We start from the raw sequence: 17,860 nt of genomic DNA on the forward strand, positions 1-17,860 counted from the left end.
GTGTGGGGAGCCCCCACCGAGCCCCCCCCCCCGCGCGCCCCCCCCAACCCCGCGCCGGCGCTCGCCCCCCCCCCCGGGCGGCGCCCCCCCGCTGCGCCCGCGGGCCCCCCCGCCGCCGTTCTCACTGCCGGTGGATCGGCCGGGGCGGGGCCGAACGGGGGATGGAGCGGCCCGGCCCCGGCTTCCGGCGGTCAGCCGTCGTGTCGCACAGCCTCGACCCGACGGCGCCGGAGCACCATGCCGGCCCAGCCGACGCCGATCGCGGCGGCACCGGTCAGCAGCAGCGGGCCGGTGGCGGAACCGCCACCCACCGCCGCGCTGTCGGCCGCGACGACCTTGCCGGCGGGCTCCTCGGCGTTGCCGCCGTGCCCGTGGTGGGCGACGGTGGACTTGGACTGGCCGGCGGCGATCTGCGCCTCGCTGGGCGCGGCCGGGGCCTGGGCGGTGAGCGCCGACGCGGCGGCGGCGGTGCCGCCCTTGCCGAAGTCGACGTCGGAGCAGCTGTAGAACGCCTCCGGGCTGTCGGTGCGCTGCCACACCATGTAGAGCAGCTGACGGCCGGTGCGCTGCGGCAGGGTGCCGGTGTAGTTGTAGTAGCCGTTGTCCGAGGTGCGGGAGGTGGCCACCTGGGCGACCGGGACGGCGTCGAGGTCGGACCACTTCAGCGGCTGGGTCGGGTCCCAGCTCTGCTTGGTGATGTAGATGGTCTGGTTGCCCTGGTGGGCGGCGGTGACCCGGAAGTTGAAGTTGACCTTGCCCGCGGAGACCGGGCTGGCCGGCCAGTCGGCGCGCGGCAGGTCCAGCGCCTTGTACTTGTCGCGGCCGGCGGAGCAGAGCTTGCCGTCCGGGATCTGCGCCTGGTGGGCGCCGTTGACGCTGGGGAGGTTGACCTCGTTCCAGTCGTACAGCGGCTGGGTGCCGCCGAGCGCGACGACGTCCTTGCAGATCTGCGACTTGGGGGTCTCCGGGCCCTCCGCGTAGCAGGCCGCGACCCGGCTGACCGGGTTGGTGACGGTGCCGTGGGCGGAGGCCGTGCCGATGCCGACGGCCGAGACGGAGAGGAACGCGGCGCCGACGACGCCGACGGACATGGCGGTTCGCTTGATGGACATGGGGTGGGGACTCCTTGACCGTGAACCGGGTCGAGGCTGTGGGGGGAACTGCCGGGCACGTCTGCCCGAGGGGCCCGCCGACCCGGCGCGGCGCCCCTGGGGGGAGCGTATGATTGGACTAGACCAGCTGGCAATAGTGCGTCGTGGGCCACTTTTTGACGGAATGTGGCCCTTCGAGCAGCGCAAAGGCCCGACGGGGCGCCTGGGTTAGGCATCCCTTCGGGCCTGCTTAAGGTGGGACCAAGGTTCTCCGCCGCCCCCCGGGCGGTCTACTGCCCCCGCCTGATCTGCGCGCCGGTCTGGATGACGGTGCCGCGCACCGTCGAGTCGCGCACCGTGTTGACGGTGTGGTGCACCACGACCGACTGCGGCTGCCTCGGAGTGAACTCCTCCAGCAGGGCGCGCAGTTCCTCCGCCACCTGCGGGTCCTGGCGCAGCAGCCGGCGGATCCGGTTGCGCAGCTCGGCCCTCTGGTCGTCGACCAGCTCCTCGTCGCCGTCCGCCCGGACCACCTCGACCCGGATCTCCTCCAGCTCGGCGGACACCTCCTCGGCGTCCCGGCCGCGCCCCAGCAGTCCCGCGAGCCGGGAACGCAGCTGCGTCCAGGCCTCGGTGGCCATCAGTCCGACCACCGTCGTGGCGCCCGTGGTCACCAGCTGTGCGATCTCGGCCTCCACGGCCTCCCCCCTTCGTCCGTTCCGGTCCGCTCCCCCACGGTAGTGGAACCGCGGCCCCGGGTGGAGCGCGGGCGCGCCGCTCAGAGGAAGGTCCGCCCCTCGCCCCGGTAGGTCGGTACGGTGCGCACCACCGCGTCGCCCTCCACCAGGTGCAACTCGGCGAACCGCTCGCAGAGTTCCCCCGCCTTGGCGTGCCGGAACCAGACCCGGTCGCCGATCAGCAGGTCGTCGGCGGCCGCGCCGAGCAGCGGCGTCTGCACCTCGCCGGCCCCCTCCATCGGGTCGTAGCGCAGCCCCGGCGGCAGGTAGGGCACGGGGGAGCGGTCCGGGCCGGCCGCGCCGGACGCCGGGTAGCCGCCGCCGAGCACGGTCACCACGCCCACCCCGGGGCGGCGCACCACCGGCTGGCCGAACAGCGCCGCCGGCCGGCCGCGGAACGCCCGGTAGTGGTCGAACAGCTGCGGCTGGTAGAGCCCGGACCCGGCCGCCACCTCGGTCACCGCGCGCTCGGCCACCGTCGACTCGACGCTGCCGGTGCCGCCGCCGTTGACGAACTCCAGCTCGGCCACCCGGCGCAGCAGCCGCACCGTGGCCGCCCGGCGCTCGGCCAGCTCGGCCCGCGCCCGGGCCTGCATCACCCGCACCAGTGCGGAGCGCACCGGGCGCCCGGGCACCGCGTCGCCCACCCCGGCGACGTGTCCCTCGTAGGCCATCAGCCCGACCACCCGGAAGCCCCGGCGGCGCTGCACCAGCTCGGCGAAGGCGGCCACGTCCTCGGGGGTGCGCAGCGGGGAGCGGCGGGCGCCGACCCGTACCCGGCCGCCGAGCAGGTGAAGTGAGGTGTCCAGCTCCAGGCAGACCCGCACCTCGGCGGGGCCGGTCCGGGCGGCGTCGACCAGGTCCAGCTGGGTGGGGTCGTCCAGCACCACGGTGACGGCGGCGGCGAGCTCCGGGTCGGCGGTCAGCTCGGCGAAGCCCGCCCGGTCGCTGGAGGGGTAGGCGAGCAGGACGTCGCGCAGCCCGGAGCGGGCCAGCCAGAGCGACTCGGCGAGGGTGAAGCTCATCACCCCGGCGAAGCCGCGCACGGCCAGCACCCGCTCCAGGAGGGCGCGGCAGCGCACCGACTTGCTGGCCACCCGGATCGGCTTGCCGGCGGCCCGGCGCACCAGGTCCGCCGCGTTGGCGTCGAAGGCCGCCAGGTCGAGGACGGCCACCGGGCCGTCCAGGTGGGCGGTGGCCCGGTCGTACCGGGCGCGGTCGGCGGCCGGCGAGGGGGCGGGGTGGGCGGCGGAGGCTTCGAGCGTGGCCATGCGCGCAGACTGCCACAGCGGGTCTACCCGCGGGTAGGGGACGGACGGGGGACCTTCGGTCCGTGTGGGGGCGCGGGGCCGTGGCATAGGGTCGGCCGGGTGGACCGCAAAGACTTCTCGAACCCGGCGTTCGTCGGCAAGAACATCCCCGACCCGGGTTTCTCCGGCGACGACGGCACCGCCGACCCGGCGCTCGCCGCCGCGCTCGCCCGTTGGGCGCAGGACCGCGCCGCCGAGCCCGAGGTGCTCGCGGCGCTGACGCCCACCCGGCTGATGGTGCCGATCGTCGCGATCCTCGGCGAGGTCGAGGTGGACGCGCACGGGCACCGCCACGAGAAGACCAGCGACATGGCCGTCCCGGTGCTGGAGGCCGCCGACGGCCGGCGCGCGCTGCCGGCCTTCACCTCGTTGGAGTCGCTGGCCCGCTGGCGCGCGGACGCCCGTCCGGCGCCCACCGCCGCCCCGCAGGCCGCGATGGTGGCCTTCTCCGAGCGGGCGGACACCCTGCTGGTGGACCCGGCCGGGCCGGTGCCGTTCCAGCTGTCCGGGGCCCGGCTGCGGGCGCTGGCGGAGAACCGGCCCTACCTGCCGCCGGCCGCCGACCCGCAGGTGCGCGAGGCGGTCCGGGCGCTGCTGGCGGCCGAGCCGCAGGTGACGGCCGGGCTGCTGGCGCCGGCGGAGGACTCGGACGGGGTGCTCGCGGTGCTCCTGGACCCGGCGCTGGACCAGGCCGGGATGCAGGCGGCCGCGCAGCGGGTCGGGCAGGCGGTGGCCGCCGACCCGGTGCTGCGGGTGCGGCTGGACCGAGGGCTGGACCTGGCGGTGCTGCCGGCGAGCGCCGGGCTGCCGGGCGAGCCGCTCTACCGGCGGTAGGAACGTCGCGGTTGCGTCTCGTGTGTCACGTGACACACGAGACGCAACCGTCGGGGTCTCAGGAGTAGACCGGACCGGTGAACTTCTCGCCCGGCCCGGTACCCGGGGCGTCCGGGACGATCGAGGCCTCGCGGAAGGCCAGCTGCAGCGAGCGCAGGCCGTCGCGCAGCGGCGCGGCGTGGAAGTTGCTGATCTCCGGGGCGCCGGCGGTGACCAGTCCGGCCAGCGCGGTGATGAGCTTGCGGGCCTCGTCGAGGTCCTTGTCCTTCTCGCCGCCCTCGGCGAGGCCGCACTTCACGGCGGCGGCGCTCATCAGGTGCACCGCGACGGTGGTGATCACCTCGACGGCCGGGACCTCGGCGATGTCCCGGGTGAGGTCGTCGAAGCCGATCGCCTCGTCGTCCGCGGCGGGGTTCTGGGTGGGCTCGCTGCTCAAAGGTGGCTCGTTCCGTCGTGCCGGTGTCCGTACACAGGGAGCGTACAAGCCGGGGTGCGCGGGGGCGGAATAGCGTTCGACCCCCTGGCGCTGTATGCTTCGAGACTGACCGGCCAGACGTCCTCACGGAGGTCCGGCCAGCAAGTGGAGGCTCCACCCAGGAGGCCCGAGAGGGCAACCGCGAAAGTCTCCCACCTGATCGGCCTCACGGTCGACGGGTCCGGTCCGCGACGGGCGCCCAGTGTGCCGACGGTCGCCGCAGCGCCCCTCACCGGGTGCCGCCCCCGGTTGTGTGGAGCCCCGCTTGTACCGAGCGGGGCTTTTTTCGTGTCGCGGTGTGAACGGCCGAACGGAGCCGGGCACAGCGCAGCACGAATGAAGCCCCGCCCAGTGGTCGAGTCCACTACGTGCGACCGCCGTCCGACGGCCGCATCGCAGAAGGTGCAACCGAGGAGGCCCCATCAGCACCGAGCCCCGCATCAACGACCGGATTCGCGTCCCCGAGGTGCGACTCGTCGGTCCCAGCGGCGAGCAGGTCGGCATCGTGCCGCTTGCCAAGGCGCTGGAGCTCGCGCAGGAGTACGACCTCGACCTGGTCGAGGTCGCGGCGACCGCCCGGCCGCCGGTGTGCAAGCTCATGGACTACGGCAAGTTCAAGTACGAGTCGGCCATGAAGGCCCGTGAGGCGCGCAAGAACCAGGCGCACACGGTCATCAAGGAGATGAAGCTCCGGCCGAAGATCGACCCGCACGACTATGACACCAAGAAGGGTCACGTCGTCCGGTTCCTCAAGCAGGGCGACAAGGTCAAGATCACGATCATGTTCCGCGGTCGTGAGCAGTCCCGCCCCGAGCTGGGTTTCCGTCTGCTCCAGCGGCTCGCCGACGACGTCCAGGACCTGGGCTTCGTCGAGTCCTCGCCGAAGCAGGACGGCCGTAACATGATCATGGTTCTCGGCCCGCACAAGAAGAAGACCGAGGCGATGGCCGAGGCTCGCGCCGCCGCGGACGCCCGCAAGGCCGAGCGTCTGGGCCGCGCCGCCGGTGCGGACGAGGACATCGCCGAGTCCGACGAGCCCGCCGAGGCCCAGGACGCCGTCGAGGCCCAGGACGCCGTCGAGGCCCAGGACGCCGCCGCCGAGACGGAGGCCGCCGAGGCCGCCGCTCCGGTCGAGCAGCCGGCCGAGGCCTCCCAGGGCGCCTGACCTCCCCAGGTCAGGAAGGTCCGGGAGACCGGCCACCAGGGTGACGGGGCGCCCCGCCCGGTCACCGCAGATCCATCCTTCACGCCCGCGCGGCGCACACCGCGCGGGCGTGGACGGACCGACGAGGAGATACGGCGAAATGCCGAAGCAGAAGACGCACAGTGGCGCCAGCAAGCGCTTCAAGATCAGTGGCTCTGGCAAGGTGCTGCGCGAGCGCGCCGGCCGCCGCCACCTCCTGGAGCACAAGCCCTCCACGCTGACCCGCAAGCTGGCCGGGACGGTCGAGCTGGCCCCCGCCGACGCCAAGAAGATCAAGAAGCTTCTCGGCAAGTGATCGCCCTCCCGCCCGGCGCGAGCCGCGTGCGGGGCAGCTGATCCTTCCCGACCCATTCGAATGACGGACCACGTGAAGTAGTCCGTGGTCCAACCCAAGGAGTAATCAAGTGGCACGCGTCAAGCGGGCAGTCAACGCCCACAAGAAGCGCCGGGTCATCCTGGAGCGCGCCAGCGGCTACCGCGGCCAGCGCTCGCGCCTGTACCGCAAGGCCAAGGAGCAGGTCACCCACTCGCTGGTCTACAACTTCAACGACCGCAAGAAGCGCAAGGGCGACTTCCGTCAGCTGTGGATCCAGCGCATCAACGCTGCGGCCCGTGCCAACGGCATCACCTACAACCGCTTCGTGCAGGGCCTGAAGGCCGCCAGCGTCGAGATCGACCGCAAGATGCTGGCCGACCTGGCCGTCAACGACCCGGGTGCCTTCGCCGCCCTGGTCGAGGTGGCCCAGAAGGCGCTGCCGGCCGACGTGAACGCCCCGAAGGCCGCCGCCGACGCCGCCTGATCTTCCGAGATCGGTTGAGCTCTGACCGGACCCGCAGGCTCGCCTGCGGGTCCGGTCCTGCTTTGCCCCCTCCTTCAGCGCCTCCGGAGAACGAGACCATGCCCAGCACCGACATCCCCCTGCTCACCTCGCTGCGTTCGCCCCGGGTGGTCGCCGCCCGGCGGCTCGCCAAGCGGAGCCAGCGCGGCAAGGAGCGCCGCTTCCTCGCCGAGGGCCCGCAGGCCGTGCGCGAGGCCGTCGCCTTCGGCAGGCTGCCGGGCACCGGTGAGCACGCCGTGGTCGAGGTCTACGCGACGCCGGACGCCGCCGAGCGGCACGCCGGCATCGTCGAGGCCGCCCTGGCCGAGGGGCTGCCGGTGCTGACCGCCACCGACGAGGTCGTCGCCGAGATCTGCGACACGGTGACCCCGCAGGGCATCGTCGCGCTCTGCCGCTTCATCGACACGCCCTTCACCGACGTGCTCGCCGCCCGCCCCAAGCTGGTCGCGGTGCTCGCCCACGTGCGCGACCCCGGCAACGCCGGCACCGTGCTGCGCACCGCCGACGCGGCCGGCGCGGACGCCGTGGTGCTGACCGACGCCTCCGTCGACCTCTACAACCCGAAGGCCGTGCGGGCCTCGGTCGGCAGCCTCTTCCACCTCCCGGTCGCCGTCGGCGTGCCGGTCGAGGAGGCGATCGGCCGGCTGCGCGAGGCCGGGGTGCGGGTGCTCGCCGCCGACGGCGCGGGGGAGCGCGACCTCGACCGGGAGCTCGACGAGGGCACCCTGGGCGCGCCGGGCGCATGGGTGTTCGGCAACGAGGCGTGGGGGCTCCCGGAGGAGACCCGCGCACTGACCGACGAGGTGGTGCGCGTGCCGATCCACGGCCACGCCGAGAGCCTCAACCTGGCCACCGCCGCCGCCGTCTGCCTCTACGCCTCGGCCCGCGCCCAGCGTTCGCCCGGCGGCTGCCGAGCCTAGGGCCGACCCGGGCGCCGACCCGCGGCGGCAAGTCGACGTGGGCCCTACTACCGGGGGCTGCGAGGCGCTAGGGTCTGCCTCGGTGGGGGGAAAGACACGGTGGGTAATCGGGGAGGACACCCATGGTCGGCAGCGGGGCAGAACTGGACCCGGACGACCTGCCGGACGGCCTGGTGGTCGCCGACGCCCTGGGCCGGGTGACCTGCTTCAACCGCGCCGCCGCCCGGCTGACCGGCGTGCTCCCGCAGGCCGCGCTCGGCAGCGAGCTGGAGGACGTCCTGCCGCTGGAGGACCTCGACGGCCGCCGCTGGTGGCAGCTGACCGACCCGTACGGCGGCCTGGCGGTGCGCACCGGCCAGCCGGAGCGCAACCTGCTGCTGCCCGGCGGCCGTGAGGTGCTGGTCTCCGCCCGCTACGTCCGCGCGTACCCGGGCGGCCCGCTGGAGCGGCTGGTGATCGCCCTGCGCGGCACCGAGGCGCGCCGGCGCACCGAGCGCAGCCACGCCGAGCTGATCGCCACCGTGGCGCACGAGCTGCGCTCGCCGCTCACCAGCGTCAAGGGGTTCACCGCGACCCTGCTCGCCAAGTGGGAGCGGTTCACCGACGGGCAGAAGCGGCTGATGCTGGAGACCGTGGACGCCGACGCCGACCGGGTCACCCGGCTGATCGCCGAGCTGCTGGACATCTCCCGGATCGACGCCGGCCGGCTGGAGCTGCGCAAGCAGGTCGTCGACCTGGCCGCCGCCGTGCGCCGGCACGTCGAGCGCAAGGTCGCCACCGGCATCCCCGAGGACCGCTTCGACGTCCGGGTCAGCGAGCCGCTCACCGTGCTGTGGGCCGACCCGGACAAGGTCGACCAGGTGCTCGCCAACCTGCTGGAAAACGCGGTGCGGCACGGCGAGGGAACTGTCACCATCGAGGTGGCACCGGCCAAGGAGGTCGTCGAGGCCCCCGTCTGGGAGCGCCCCGGCGCCCCGCCCCGCATCGTGGAAGGCACAGCGGTCACCGTGAGCGACGAAGGCAGCGGCATCCCCGAGGAAGCGGTGCCGCGCGTCTTCACCCGCTTCTGGCGCGGCTCCAAGCGCGGCGGCACCGGGCTCGGCCTCTACATCGTCAAGGGCATCGTGGAGGCCCACGGCGGCTCGATCCGCGTCGACCGCGCGCCCGGCGGCGGCGCCCGGTTCCGATTCATCCTGCCCGCCGGGATCCCCGACTTCATGCTCTGAACGAGCGTGGACGGCAGGCACCACCTGTCGCGGGCGGCCCACCGGGCGGGCTTGACGGCGGTCGCGCTACGCGCTGCGACTACACTCGACCTTTGGCGTTGTGGAACGCCCCGCGCGGCCGCGCCGCGGACACCCCGCCTCCCCGGTTCGGAGAACGGCTGCCCGTGCCCCGGCCACGTCGGGCGTGACGCGAAGGCACGAGCCCCCTTACCTGAGCACGGACGAGCAGGAGCACGGGAAAGATAGAGATGTCGGCACCCAACAAGTCGTACGACCCGGTCGAGGTCGAGGCCCTCAAGCCCGAGGTGGTGGAGGCGGCCCGGGACGAGGCCGTCGCCGCGTTCGCCGCCGCCACCAGCCTCGACGAGCTGAAGCAGGCCAAGGTCGCCCACACCGGCGACCGCTCCGCCCTGTCCCTCGCCAACCGCGAGATCGGCGCCCTGCCCCCGCACGCCAAGGCCGCGGCCGGCAAGCTGATCGGCCAGGCCCGGGGCGCCGTCAACCAGGCGCTCGCCAAGCGGCAGGCCGAACTGGAGGCCGAGCGCGACGCCCGTGTGCTGGTCGAGGAGGCGGTGGACGTCACGCTGCCCTACGACCGCACCCCGCGCGGCGCCCGCCACCCGCTGACCACGCTGGCCGAGCGCATCGAGGACACCTTCGTCGCGATGGGCTACCAGGTCGCCGAGGGCCCCGAGGTCGAGGCCGAGTGGCTCAACTTCGACGCCCTCAACCTGGGCCCGGACCACCCGGCCCGCTCCATGCAGGACACCTTCTTCGTGCAGGCCCCGGACGGCTCCGCCGACTCCGGCGTGGTGCTGCGCACCCAGACCTCCCCGGTCCAGGCCCGCACCCTGCTCGACCGCGAGCCCCCCGTCTACGTGGTCTGCCCCGGCCGGGTCTACCGCACCGACGAGCTGGACGCCACCCACACCCCGGTCTTCCGCCAGGTCGAGGGCCTGGCCGTGGACGAGGGCATCACCTTCGCCGACCTCAAGGGCACCATCGAGCAGCTGGTCTCGACCCTGATCGGCGACGGCCTGGAGCTGCGCTGGCGGCCCTCCTACTTCCCGTTCACCGAGCCGAGCGCCGAGATCGACCTGCAGTGCTTCGTGTGCCGCGGCGAGTCGGTCGGCAACCCGGACCGCCCCTGCCGCACCTGCGGCTCCGAGGGCTGGATCGAGCTCGGCGGCTGCGGCGTGGTCAACCCGCGGGTGCTCGTCGCCTGCGGCGTGGACCCCAACCGCTACAGCGGGTTCGCCTTCGGCCTGGGCCTGGAGCGGATCCTGATGAACCGTCACAACGTCGCCGACATGCGCGACATGGTCGAGGGTGACGTGCGCTTCACCCTCCCGTTCGGGATGGAGATCTGATGCGCGTCCCGCTTTCCTGGCTGCGCGAGTACGTCGACCTGCCGGCCGGTGAGACCGGCCGCGACGTGGCCGAGCGGCTGGTCCGCGCCGGCCTGGAGGTCGAGACCGTCGAGCAGCTCGGCGGCGACCTCAAGGGCCCGCTGGTGGTCGGCGAGGTGCTCTCCATCGAGGAGCTGACCGGCTTCAAGAAGCCGATCCGGCACTGCTTCGTCAACGTCGGCGACGCCAACGGCACCGGCGAGCCGCAGGAGATCGTCTGCGGCGCCAGCAACTTCGCCGTCGGCGACAAGGTCGTCGTGGTGCTCCCCGGCGCCGTGCTGCCCGGCCCGTTCCCGATCGCGGCCCGCAAGACCTACGGCCAGACCTCGGCCGGCATGATCTGCTCGGCCCGCGAGCTCGGCATGGGCGACGACCACAACGGCATCATCGTGCTGCCGCCCGAGTTCGAGCCCGGCACCGACGCCATCGAGCTGCTCCAGCTCGTCGACGAGGTGCTCGACATCGCCGTCACCCCGGACCGCGGCTACTGCCTGTCCATGCGCGGCGTGGCCCGCGAGGCCGCCGCCGCGTACGGGCTGCCGCTGGCCGACCCGGCGCTGCTCGACGTGCCGCCGGCCAACTCGTTCGGCTACCTGGTGAAGGTCAACGACCCGGCCGGCTGCGACCGCTTCGTGGCCCGCACCGTGGTCGGCCTCGACCCGGCCGCCAAGTCCCCGATCTGGCTCCAGCGCCGGCTCCAGAAGGCGGGCATCCGCCCGATCTCGCTGGCCGTCGACATCACCAACTACGTGATGCTGGAGGTCGGCCAGCCGCTGCACGCCTACGACAAGCAGCGCGTCGACGGCCCGATCGTGGTCCGCCGCGCCGAGGCCGGCGAGAGCCTCACCACGCTGGACGGCGTGAAGCGCACGCTGTCCGCCGAGGACCTGCTGATCTGCGACAACAGCGGCCCGATCGGCCTGGCCGGCGTCATGGGCGGCGCCTCCACCGAGATCCTCGACCCGGCCGCGGGTCCGGGCACCACCGAGGTGATCATCGAGGCGGCGCACTTCGACCCGGTCGCCATCGCCCGCGGCGCCAAGCGTCACAAGCTGCCCTCCGAGGCGTCCAAGCGCTTCGAGCGCGGCGTCGACCCCGAGGCCGCCCGCGCGGCCGCGCAGCGCGCGGTCGACCTGCTGGTGCTGATCGCCGGCGGCACCGCCGAGGCGGGCGTCACCGACATCGCCGCCCCGCACCCGGTGCGCACCATCACCATCGCCGCCGACCTGCCCGACCGGGTCGCCGGCACCGCGTACGGCCGCGAGACGGTCACCCGGCGCCTGCAGGAGATCGGCTGCTCGGTCGCCGGCGCCGACGTCCTGGAGGTCACCCCGCCGACCTGGCGCCCCGACCTCACCGACCCGTACGACCTCGCCGAGGAGGTCATCCGGCTGGAGGGCTACGACAACGTCCCCGCCCGGATGCCCACCGTCCCGCCGGGCAAGGGCCTGACCGAGGCCCAGCGGATGCACCGCCGGGTCGGCGTCGCGCTGGCCGGGGCCGGCTACGTCGAGGTCAACAACTACCCGTTCGTCGGCGAGGCCGCCTTCGAGGCGCTCGGCCTGGAGGCGGAGGACCGCCGCCGGCGGACCGTCACCCTGGTCAACCCGCTGAACGACGAGGAGCCGGGGCTGCGCACCACGCTGCTGCCGGGCCTGCTCGGGGCGCTGCGCCGCAACGTCGGCCGCGGCAACACCGACCTGGCGATCTTCGAGACGGGCACCGTGTTCCTGCCGAAGGACGAGCTGTCGGTCGCCCCGCGTCCGGCCGTCGACCGCCGGCCCAGCGACGAGGAGCTGGCGGCGCTGGACGCCGCGCTGCCGCACCAGCCGCGCCGGGTCGCCGTCGCGCTGGCCGGCGAGCGGCTGCCCTCCGGCTGGTGGGGCAAGGGCGCTCCGGCGAGCTGGGCCGACGCCATCGAGGCCGCCCGCACGGTGGCCCGTGCCGCCGGCGTCGAGCTGACCGTGCGCCAGGGCCGGCTCATGCCGTGGCACCCGGGCCGCTGCGCCGAGCTGGTGGTGGCCGGCACCGACCGGGTGGTCGGCCACGCCGGTGAGCTGCACCCGCGCGTCGTCAAGGCGCTGGGCCTGCCGGAGCGCACTGCCGCGATGGAGCTGGACGTGGACCTGCTGGCCGCCGACGGCGCCGTGCGGGTCGACGGCCCGGCGGTCTCCGGCTTCCCGGTGGCCACCCAGGACGTCGCGCTGATCGTCGACGACGCGGTGCAGGCCGCCGACGTGGAGGCCGCGCTGCGGGCCGGGGCCGGTGAACTGCTGGAGGCGATCCGGCTGTTCGACGTCTTCACCGGCGAGCAGGTCGGCGCGGGCAAGAAGTCGCTGGCGTACGCGCTGCGGTTCCGCGCCGGGGACCGGACGCTGACCGCCGACGAGGCGAGCGCCGCCCGCGAGGCCGCCGTCGCCGAGGCCGTCGCCCGTACGGGCGCGGTGCTGCGCGGCGCCTGACGCCCCGTCGGAAGGGCCCCGGCCGGATCGCCGGCCGGGGCCCTTCCGCGTGCCGTGCCGGTGCGATCGCGGACCGTCCCCTTGCGCCGCGCCCGGCGTGAACGCTTCAATCAAGTTAGGAAACTTTCCTAACTCCTCGTCGGGTCCGGCCACCCCCGTGCCCGGACCAGGGAAACGGAGCGTCAGATGCGTACCCAGCACCGCACCGCCCGCACCGCCCGCCTCGCCCTCGCCGCCCTGCTGGTCGCCGCCCCGGCCACCGTCGCGGCCGCCGGCACCGTCCACGCCGCCCCCGTCGCGGGCACCGTCCGGCTCGCCGCCGTCGGCCTGGACGACCCGCACAAGAAGGACATCGCCATGCAGCTGGTGTCCAGCGCCGAGAACTCCACCCTCGACTGGAAGGCCCAGTACAAGTACATCGAGGACATCAACGACGGCCGCGGCTACACCGCCGGCATCATCGGCTTCTGTTCCGGCACCGGTGACATGCTCGAACTCGTCGAGCACTACACCGACCTCAAGGCGGGCAACATCCTCGCCAAGTACCTCCCGGCGCTGCGCAAGGTCAACGGCACCGACTCGCACGCCGGCCTCGGCTCCGCCTTCGAGAAGGACTGGGCCACCGCCGCCAAGGACACCGTCTTCCAGCAGGCCCAGAACGACGAGCGCGACCGCGTCTACTTCAACCCCTCGGTCAAGCAGGCCAAGGCCGACGGCCTGCGCGCGCTCGGCCAGTTCGTCTACTACGACGCCATCGTGATGCACGGCCCCGGTAGCGGATCCGACAGCTTCGGCGGCATCCGCAGCGCCGCCCTGAAGAAGGCGAAGACCCCCGCCCAGGGCGGCGACGAGGCCACCTACCTCAAGGCCTTCCTGGAGGCCCGCAAGGTCGTGATGAAGAAGGAGGAGGCGCACGCCGACACCAGTCGGGTCGACACCGAGCAGCTGGTCTTCCTCAACGCCGGCAACTTCGACCTCAACCCGCCGCTGAAGTGGAAGGTCTACGGCGACAGCTACGCCATCAACAGCTGACCCGCCGCCGGGCGGTGGCGGGTGCGTCCGGCGCGCGGCCGGGCCTCCCGCCGCCGGCCCGTTTATTCGGATGACGCCCGAACGGACGCGCTGGTAGCGTCCCCGACGTGGCAAAGCTGAACCAGATCATCGCCGTCGAAAAGGGCGTCAAGTCGAAGTCCTTCCAGGAGCTGACGCAGTCCCACCAGGATCTGCAGAAGCCCCCGCTGCTGGCCGGCATCTCCCGGACGTACCAGCCCAAGGACGAGGAGGGCGAGCAGCTGCCCCCCGAGTCCACCCGCGTCCAGGTCAAGGCCGAGGACGTGCTGCGGGCCACGGCCACCACCCTCACCCGGCTGTTCGACGTCACCGCGACGAAGGACTGGGCCAACACCGAGGCCCGCGCCGACGTCGTCGTCGACGGCCGCACACTGGTCGCCGCCGCGCCGGTCACCTACCTGCTCTTCCTGGAGAAGCAGCTCACCGACCTGCGGACCTTCGTCCGCAAGCTGCCCGTCCTGGACGCCGCGGAGGCCTGGAGCCACGACCCGTCCACGGACTCCTGGAAGACCGAGGCGGTGCGCACCATCCGCACCAAGAAGGTGCCGCGCAACCACGTCAAGGCCGAGGCCACCGAGAAGCACCCGGCGCAGGTCGAGGTGTACTACGAGGACGTCGCGATCGGCTACTGGACGACCGTGAAGTTCTCCGGGGCCCTGCCCGCCCGGCGGGTCAACGAGCTCCTGGAGCGGGTCGAGAAGCTCCAGCAGGCCGTCCAGTTCGCCCGCGAGGAGGCCAACGGCGCCGAGGTCGACGACCGGCGGGTCGGCGACGCGGTCTTCGGCTACCTGTTCGGGTAGCCCCACGAGCCCCCCGGGTGAGACCGGGGGTGGCGCGAAAAGCGCAAGCTGACACTGAAGTCGAAGCTGATACCGGGGAGACGGTGGGGGTTCGAATCCCTCCTCCGGCACCACGTGCCGGAGTGGCCCAATGGCAGAGGCGCCCCGTAAGACTCAGACTCTCGCTCAAGTCTCAGCATTCGCCGCCGAGCGCCGGATCGACCGGGTGTGTGCTACAGCGTGGGATGCGGGTTCGACTCCCGTCTGCGCCTCTCCGCGGCGCGGTAGCTTCAATGGCAGAGCAACGCTGTGAAACTGACCCACACCCTTAAACGTGCCGGTGCGCAGCAATTGGGTGGCACACCAGGGGCCCGGGAGCTGGATACCGCTCCCGGGCCCCGTCACGTCCGCCCCGACCCTCGGGCGTCCGACGTCAGGCGGTGGCGGTCGCCGTGTAGTCGTAGAAGCCGCGGCCGGACTTGCGGCCCAGCAGGCCCGCGTCCACCATCCGCGACAGCAGCGGGGGAGCGGCGTACAGCGGCTCCTTGTACTCGTCGTACATCGACTCGGCGATCGAGACGACGGTGTCCAGACCGATCAGGTCGCACAGCCGCAGCGGGCCCATCGGGTGGGCGCAGCCGGCCTCCATGCCCTTGTCGATGTCGGAGGCGGTCGCCACCCCCGACTCGAACATCCGCACCGCCGACAGCAGGTACGGCACCAGCAGCGCGTTCACCACGAAGCCGGCCCGGTCCCGGGCCCGGATCGGGGCCTTCTGCAGCACCTCGGTGGCGAACGCCTCCACCCGGTCGGTGGTGGTCGCCGAGGTGGTCAGGGTCGGGATCACCTCGACCAGCTTCTGCACCGGCGCCGGATTGAAGAAGTGCAGGCCGATCACCTGCTCCGGGCGGGAGGTGGCGGCGGCCAGCTTCACGATCGGGATCGAGGAGGTGTTCGAGGCGAGGATCGCGTCCCGGCGCTCGACCACCCGGTCCAGGGTCTCGAAGATCTTCACCTTGATGTCCGCGCGCTCGGCGACCGCCTCGACCACCAGGTCGCGGTCGGCGAAGTCCGCCAGGTCGACGGTGAACGCCAGGCGGGACAGTGCCTCGTCCCGCTGCTCCTCGGTCAGCTTTCCGCGCTTCACGGCGGTGTCCAGCGAGTTGGTCAGCCGGGCGCGCCCGAACTCCAGCGCCTCCCCACTGGCCTCGGCGACCAGGACGTCCAGCCCCGCCCGGGCGAACACCTCCGCGATGCCCGACCCCATGAGTCCGCAGCCGATCACTCCGACGCGCGCGATGTCACTCACTCAGTTGCCCTTCGGTGGTGCTGGGGGTCGCCCAGCGACAGATGACCCAGCAGCTGCTGTTCGGCGGTGCGGGACACCGGTATGTGCGGACCGGTGCACCGTCCCGACGACGTTACTACTCCCTACCGGCGAGTAGGTCATCCCCTCCCCGGCCGACCCGGGGGCCGGCGCCTTCCCCCGAACGGGTGGGTCCGCCCGCGTCGCGGGGGCGCCCCGGCGACGCCCCGCCCGCCCGGACGACAGAATGCGGGGCCTGACCGCGGGTGGTCACCAACGGACGGAGGGAGCACGGGCATGCCGACGGGATCGCTCACGGGACAGGTCGGCCTGGTCACCGGCGCCGGCCGCGGCATCGGCCGGGAGATCGCCATCGGCCTCGCCGCCGAGGGCATGGCCGTCGGCCTGGTCGGCCGCACCCACGAGACCCTCACCGACACCCTCAAGGAGTGCGTGCGGCTCGGTGCGCGCGGCGTCGCCGTCACCGCCGACGTCACCCGTCCCGGCTCGGTGCGCGAGGCCGTCCGGCTGATCGAACGCGACCTCGGCCCCGTCGACCTGCTGGTCAACAACGCCGGCCAGGTCGACCGCGCCGAGGTCCCGCTCTGGGAGACCGACGTCAACCAGTGGTGGCAGGTCGTCGAGGTCAACCTGCGCGGCCCCTACAACCTGCTGCGCTGCGTCCTGCCCGGCATGGTCCGGCGCCGGCGCGGGCGCGTCGTCAACCTCAACTCCGGTTTCGCGCTGCGCCCCGACGGCCACTACACCGCGTACGCCACCTCCAAGGGCGCGCTGCTCCAGCTCTCCGACAACCTCGCCGACTCGCTCGCCGAGCACCATGTGGTGATCCTCGACATCAGCCCCGGCGCGGTCGCCACCGACATGACCGCCGGGATGCCGATGTTCCGGGACACCAAGGACTGGGGCTCCATCCCGTACATGGTCGCCGTCACCGTGGACGCCGCCCGCGGGCGCTTCGACGCGCTGCACGGGCGCTTCCTGCACGCCGGGCGGGACGACCTCGGGGAACTCGTCCGCCGGGCCGAGGAGATCCGCGCGGCGGACGCCCGTACGCTGCGGCTGCGCCCCTACGGGCCCGGCGATCCGATGGGCTGACGCGTCGAACGGCCGGAGCGTCGGCGCCACCGGCCGACCGGTGCCGCCGACGATCCGGTCACAGCGCGGTGAGCGCCGACAGCTCCTCGGCGGTGAGCGAGCCCGGCGCCCGGCCGGTGCGGGCGAACTCCCCGGCCAGCCGCTGCAGTGCCTCGTTGAGCGGCGCCGGCACCCCGTGCAGCCGGCCCAGCAGCACGATCTCGCCGTTCAGGTGGTCGGCCTCGATCGAGCCGGTGCCGCGCGCCAGGCTCTGCCAGGACGACGAGCCGCTGCGCTCCTCGCCGGCCACCGGCTCCAGCCGCAGCGTCGCACGCGCCACGCGGACCTGCTCGGCCGGGTCCCGGTGGGCGATGCCGGCGGCCGCCAGCACCGCGACGCCCTCCGCGACCGCCCGCTCCCGCAGCGCCCGCAGCTCCTCGCCGTCGGTCCCACCGGCCACCGCGTCCAGCGCGTTGCCGAGGTTGCCGAGCAGCTTGGTGTACTTCCAGCGCATCACGTCCTCCGCCACCGGGGCGCTGAAGCCCGAGGCGGCGAGGTCGGCGGCGATCGCGGCGGCCCGGGCGCCGCCGGTGCCGGACGGATGGCCGCCCAGCCACAGCACCCCGCTCACCGGGGTGCCGCCCGCGCTCACCCGGCCGGGCGCCAGATGGGTGGACGGCATCCACACGCACATCGCCAGCACCTCGCGGAACAGCCGCAGGGCGAGCCGCTCGTTCTCCACCCCGTTCTGCGCGCACACCAGCGGCAGCCGCTCGGCGGCCGTGCCGCCCCCGGCCACCGGGCACGGTGCCCAGGCGGCCAGCGCGGCGGCGGTGTCCTGCGTCTTCACGGCCAGCACCAGCACGTCGTCCGCCCGCAGCGCCACCTCCCGCGGTCCGCCGACGGCCGGGATCCGCAGCGTCCGCACCCCCTGCGGGGTGCCGAACCGCAGGCCGTCCGCGCGCAGCGCCGCCAGGTGCGCGCCGCGCGCCACCAGCACCACGTCGTGCCCGCCCTCGTGCAGCCGGGCACCGATCGTGCCGCCCACCGCACCCGCCCCGATGATGATGTACCGCATCCCCGAAGCATCGCACGCGTCCCG

17 protein-coding genes are annotated in these 17,860 nt (G+C 73.5%); 11 read left to right on the forward strand and 6 right to left on the reverse strand.

Annotated elements, in window-relative coordinates; all coding sequences use genetic code 11:
• Window positions 1-191: 191 nt before the first annotated feature.
• The 3 genes from ACFVVU_RS36270 to ACFVVU_RS36280 all read right to left on the reverse strand — a co-directional run bounded on the left by ACFVVU_RS36270 (window position 192) and on the right by ACFVVU_RS36280 (window position 3,099).
• Window positions 192-1,112 (reverse strand): lytic polysaccharide monooxygenase, encoded by a 921-nt coding sequence (locus tag ACFVVU_RS36270; protein WP_355370890.1) that lies wholly within the window; start codon window positions 1,110-1,112, stop codon window positions 192-194.
• A gap of 269 nt (window positions 1,113-1,381) precedes the next feature.
• Window positions 1,382-1,789: a hypothetical protein gene (locus tag ACFVVU_RS36275; RefSeq protein WP_380687756.1), complete on the reverse strand. Its 408-nt coding sequence runs from the start codon at window positions 1,787-1,789 to the stop codon at window positions 1,382-1,384.
• A gap of 80 nt (window positions 1,790-1,869) precedes the next feature.
• Complete coding sequence (locus ACFVVU_RS36280; RefSeq protein WP_387794113.1) at window positions 1,870-3,099, reverse strand: amino acid deaminase/aldolase; 1,230 nt, start codon at window positions 3,097-3,099, stop codon at window positions 1,870-1,872.
• Between the two features lie 99 nt (window positions 3,100-3,198).
• Between ACFVVU_RS36280 and ACFVVU_RS36285 the strand changes: the two genes are divergently transcribed.
• A complete protein-coding gene (locus tag ACFVVU_RS36285) occupies window positions 3,199-3,972 on the forward strand; it encodes an SseB family protein (RefSeq protein ID WP_387794114.1) in 774 nt (257 codons plus the stop codon).
• A gap of 58 nt (window positions 3,973-4,030) precedes the next feature.
• On the opposite strand, the gene ACFVVU_RS36290 is transcribed toward ACFVVU_RS36285, so the two are convergent.
• Window positions 4,031-4,408 carry a DUF1844 domain-containing protein gene (locus ACFVVU_RS36290; protein ID WP_380687750.1) on the reverse strand — a complete coding sequence of 126 codons (378 nt, stop codon included), beginning with the start codon at window positions 4,406-4,408 and terminating at the stop codon, window positions 4,031-4,033.
• A 460-nt stretch (window positions 4,409-4,868) separates the two neighbouring features.
• On the opposite strand from ACFVVU_RS36290, the gene infC reads away from it, so the two are divergent.
• The 9 genes from infC (at window position 4,869) to ACFVVU_RS36335 (ending at window position 14,378) form a co-directional block, all read left to right on the forward strand.
• Window positions 4,869-5,612: a translation initiation factor IF-3 gene (gene infC / locus ACFVVU_RS36295; protein WP_387794127.1), complete on the forward strand. Its 744-nt coding sequence runs from the start codon at window positions 4,869-4,871 to the stop codon at window positions 5,610-5,612.
• A 139-nt stretch (window positions 5,613-5,751) separates the two neighbouring features.
• The gene (gene rpmI, locus ACFVVU_RS36300) at window positions 5,752-5,946 is read left to right on the forward strand and encodes a 50S ribosomal protein L35 (RefSeq protein WP_030055648.1); all 195 of its coding nucleotides are present in this window, start codon (window positions 5,752-5,754) and stop codon (window positions 5,944-5,946) included.
• Between the two features lie 109 nt (window positions 5,947-6,055).
• Window positions 6,056-6,451 carry a 50S ribosomal protein L20 gene (gene rplT, locus ACFVVU_RS36305; protein WP_030395970.1) on the forward strand — a complete coding sequence of 132 codons (396 nt, stop codon included), beginning with the start codon at window positions 6,056-6,058 and terminating at the stop codon, window positions 6,449-6,451.
• A 98-nt stretch (window positions 6,452-6,549) separates the two neighbouring features.
• Window positions 6,550-7,410, forward strand: coding sequence for a TrmH family RNA methyltransferase (locus ACFVVU_RS36310; protein ID WP_387794115.1), 861 nt, complete (start codon window positions 6,550-6,552; stop codon window positions 7,408-7,410).
• A 122-nt stretch (window positions 7,411-7,532) separates the two neighbouring features.
• Entirely contained in the window at window positions 7,533-8,636 is a 1,104-nt protein-coding gene (locus ACFVVU_RS36315) for an ATP-binding protein (RefSeq protein WP_387794116.1), read from the forward strand.
• 248 nt (window positions 8,637-8,884) lie between these two features.
• Entirely contained in the window at window positions 8,885-10,006 is a 1,122-nt protein-coding gene (gene pheS / locus ACFVVU_RS36320) for a phenylalanine--tRNA ligase subunit alpha (RefSeq protein WP_355370869.1), read from the forward strand.
• Window positions 10,006-12,507 carry a phenylalanine--tRNA ligase subunit beta gene (pheT, locus tag ACFVVU_RS36325; RefSeq protein WP_380687960.1) on the forward strand — a complete coding sequence of 834 codons (2,502 nt, stop codon included), beginning with the start codon at window positions 10,006-10,008 and terminating at the stop codon, window positions 12,505-12,507. The genes pheS and pheT overlap by 1 nt, the downstream gene beginning before the upstream one ends.
• 186 nt (window positions 12,508-12,693) lie before the next feature.
• Complete coding sequence (locus tag ACFVVU_RS36330) at window positions 12,694-13,539, forward strand: chitosanase (RefSeq protein ID WP_387794117.1); 846 nt, start codon at window positions 12,694-12,696, stop codon at window positions 13,537-13,539.
• Between the two features lie 107 nt (window positions 13,540-13,646).
• Window positions 13,647-14,378 (forward strand): hypothetical protein, encoded by a 732-nt coding sequence (locus ACFVVU_RS36335; protein ID WP_380686332.1) that lies wholly within the window; start codon window positions 13,647-13,649, stop codon window positions 14,376-14,378.
• Between the two features lie 412 nt (window positions 14,379-14,790).
• On the opposite strand, the gene ACFVVU_RS36340 is transcribed toward ACFVVU_RS36335, so the two are convergent.
• Window positions 14,791-15,666 carry a 3-hydroxybutyryl-CoA dehydrogenase gene (locus ACFVVU_RS36340; RefSeq protein ID WP_380686330.1) on the reverse strand — a complete coding sequence of 292 codons (876 nt, stop codon included), beginning with the start codon at window positions 15,664-15,666 and terminating at the stop codon, window positions 14,791-14,793.
• 294 nt (window positions 15,667-15,960) lie between these two features.
• Here ACFVVU_RS36340 and ACFVVU_RS36345 point away from each other — a divergent pair, with 294 nt between their 5' ends.
• Complete coding sequence (locus ACFVVU_RS36345; protein WP_387794118.1) at window positions 15,961-16,779, forward strand: SDR family NAD(P)-dependent oxidoreductase; 819 nt, start codon at window positions 15,961-15,963, stop codon at window positions 16,777-16,779.
• A 58-nt stretch (window positions 16,780-16,837) separates the two neighbouring features.
• Here ACFVVU_RS36345 and ACFVVU_RS36350 read toward each other — a convergent pair whose 3' ends face one another.
• Window positions 16,838-17,836, reverse strand: coding sequence for a ketopantoate reductase family protein (locus ACFVVU_RS36350; RefSeq protein ID WP_380686326.1), 999 nt, complete (start codon window positions 17,834-17,836; stop codon window positions 16,838-16,840).
• Window positions 17,837-17,860: the final 24 nt, after the last annotated feature.

This window comes from Kitasatospora sp. NPDC057965 (genome assembly GCF_042887135.1).
Taxonomy (GTDB): Bacteria; Actinomycetota; Actinomycetes; order Streptomycetales; family Streptomycetaceae; genus Kitasatospora.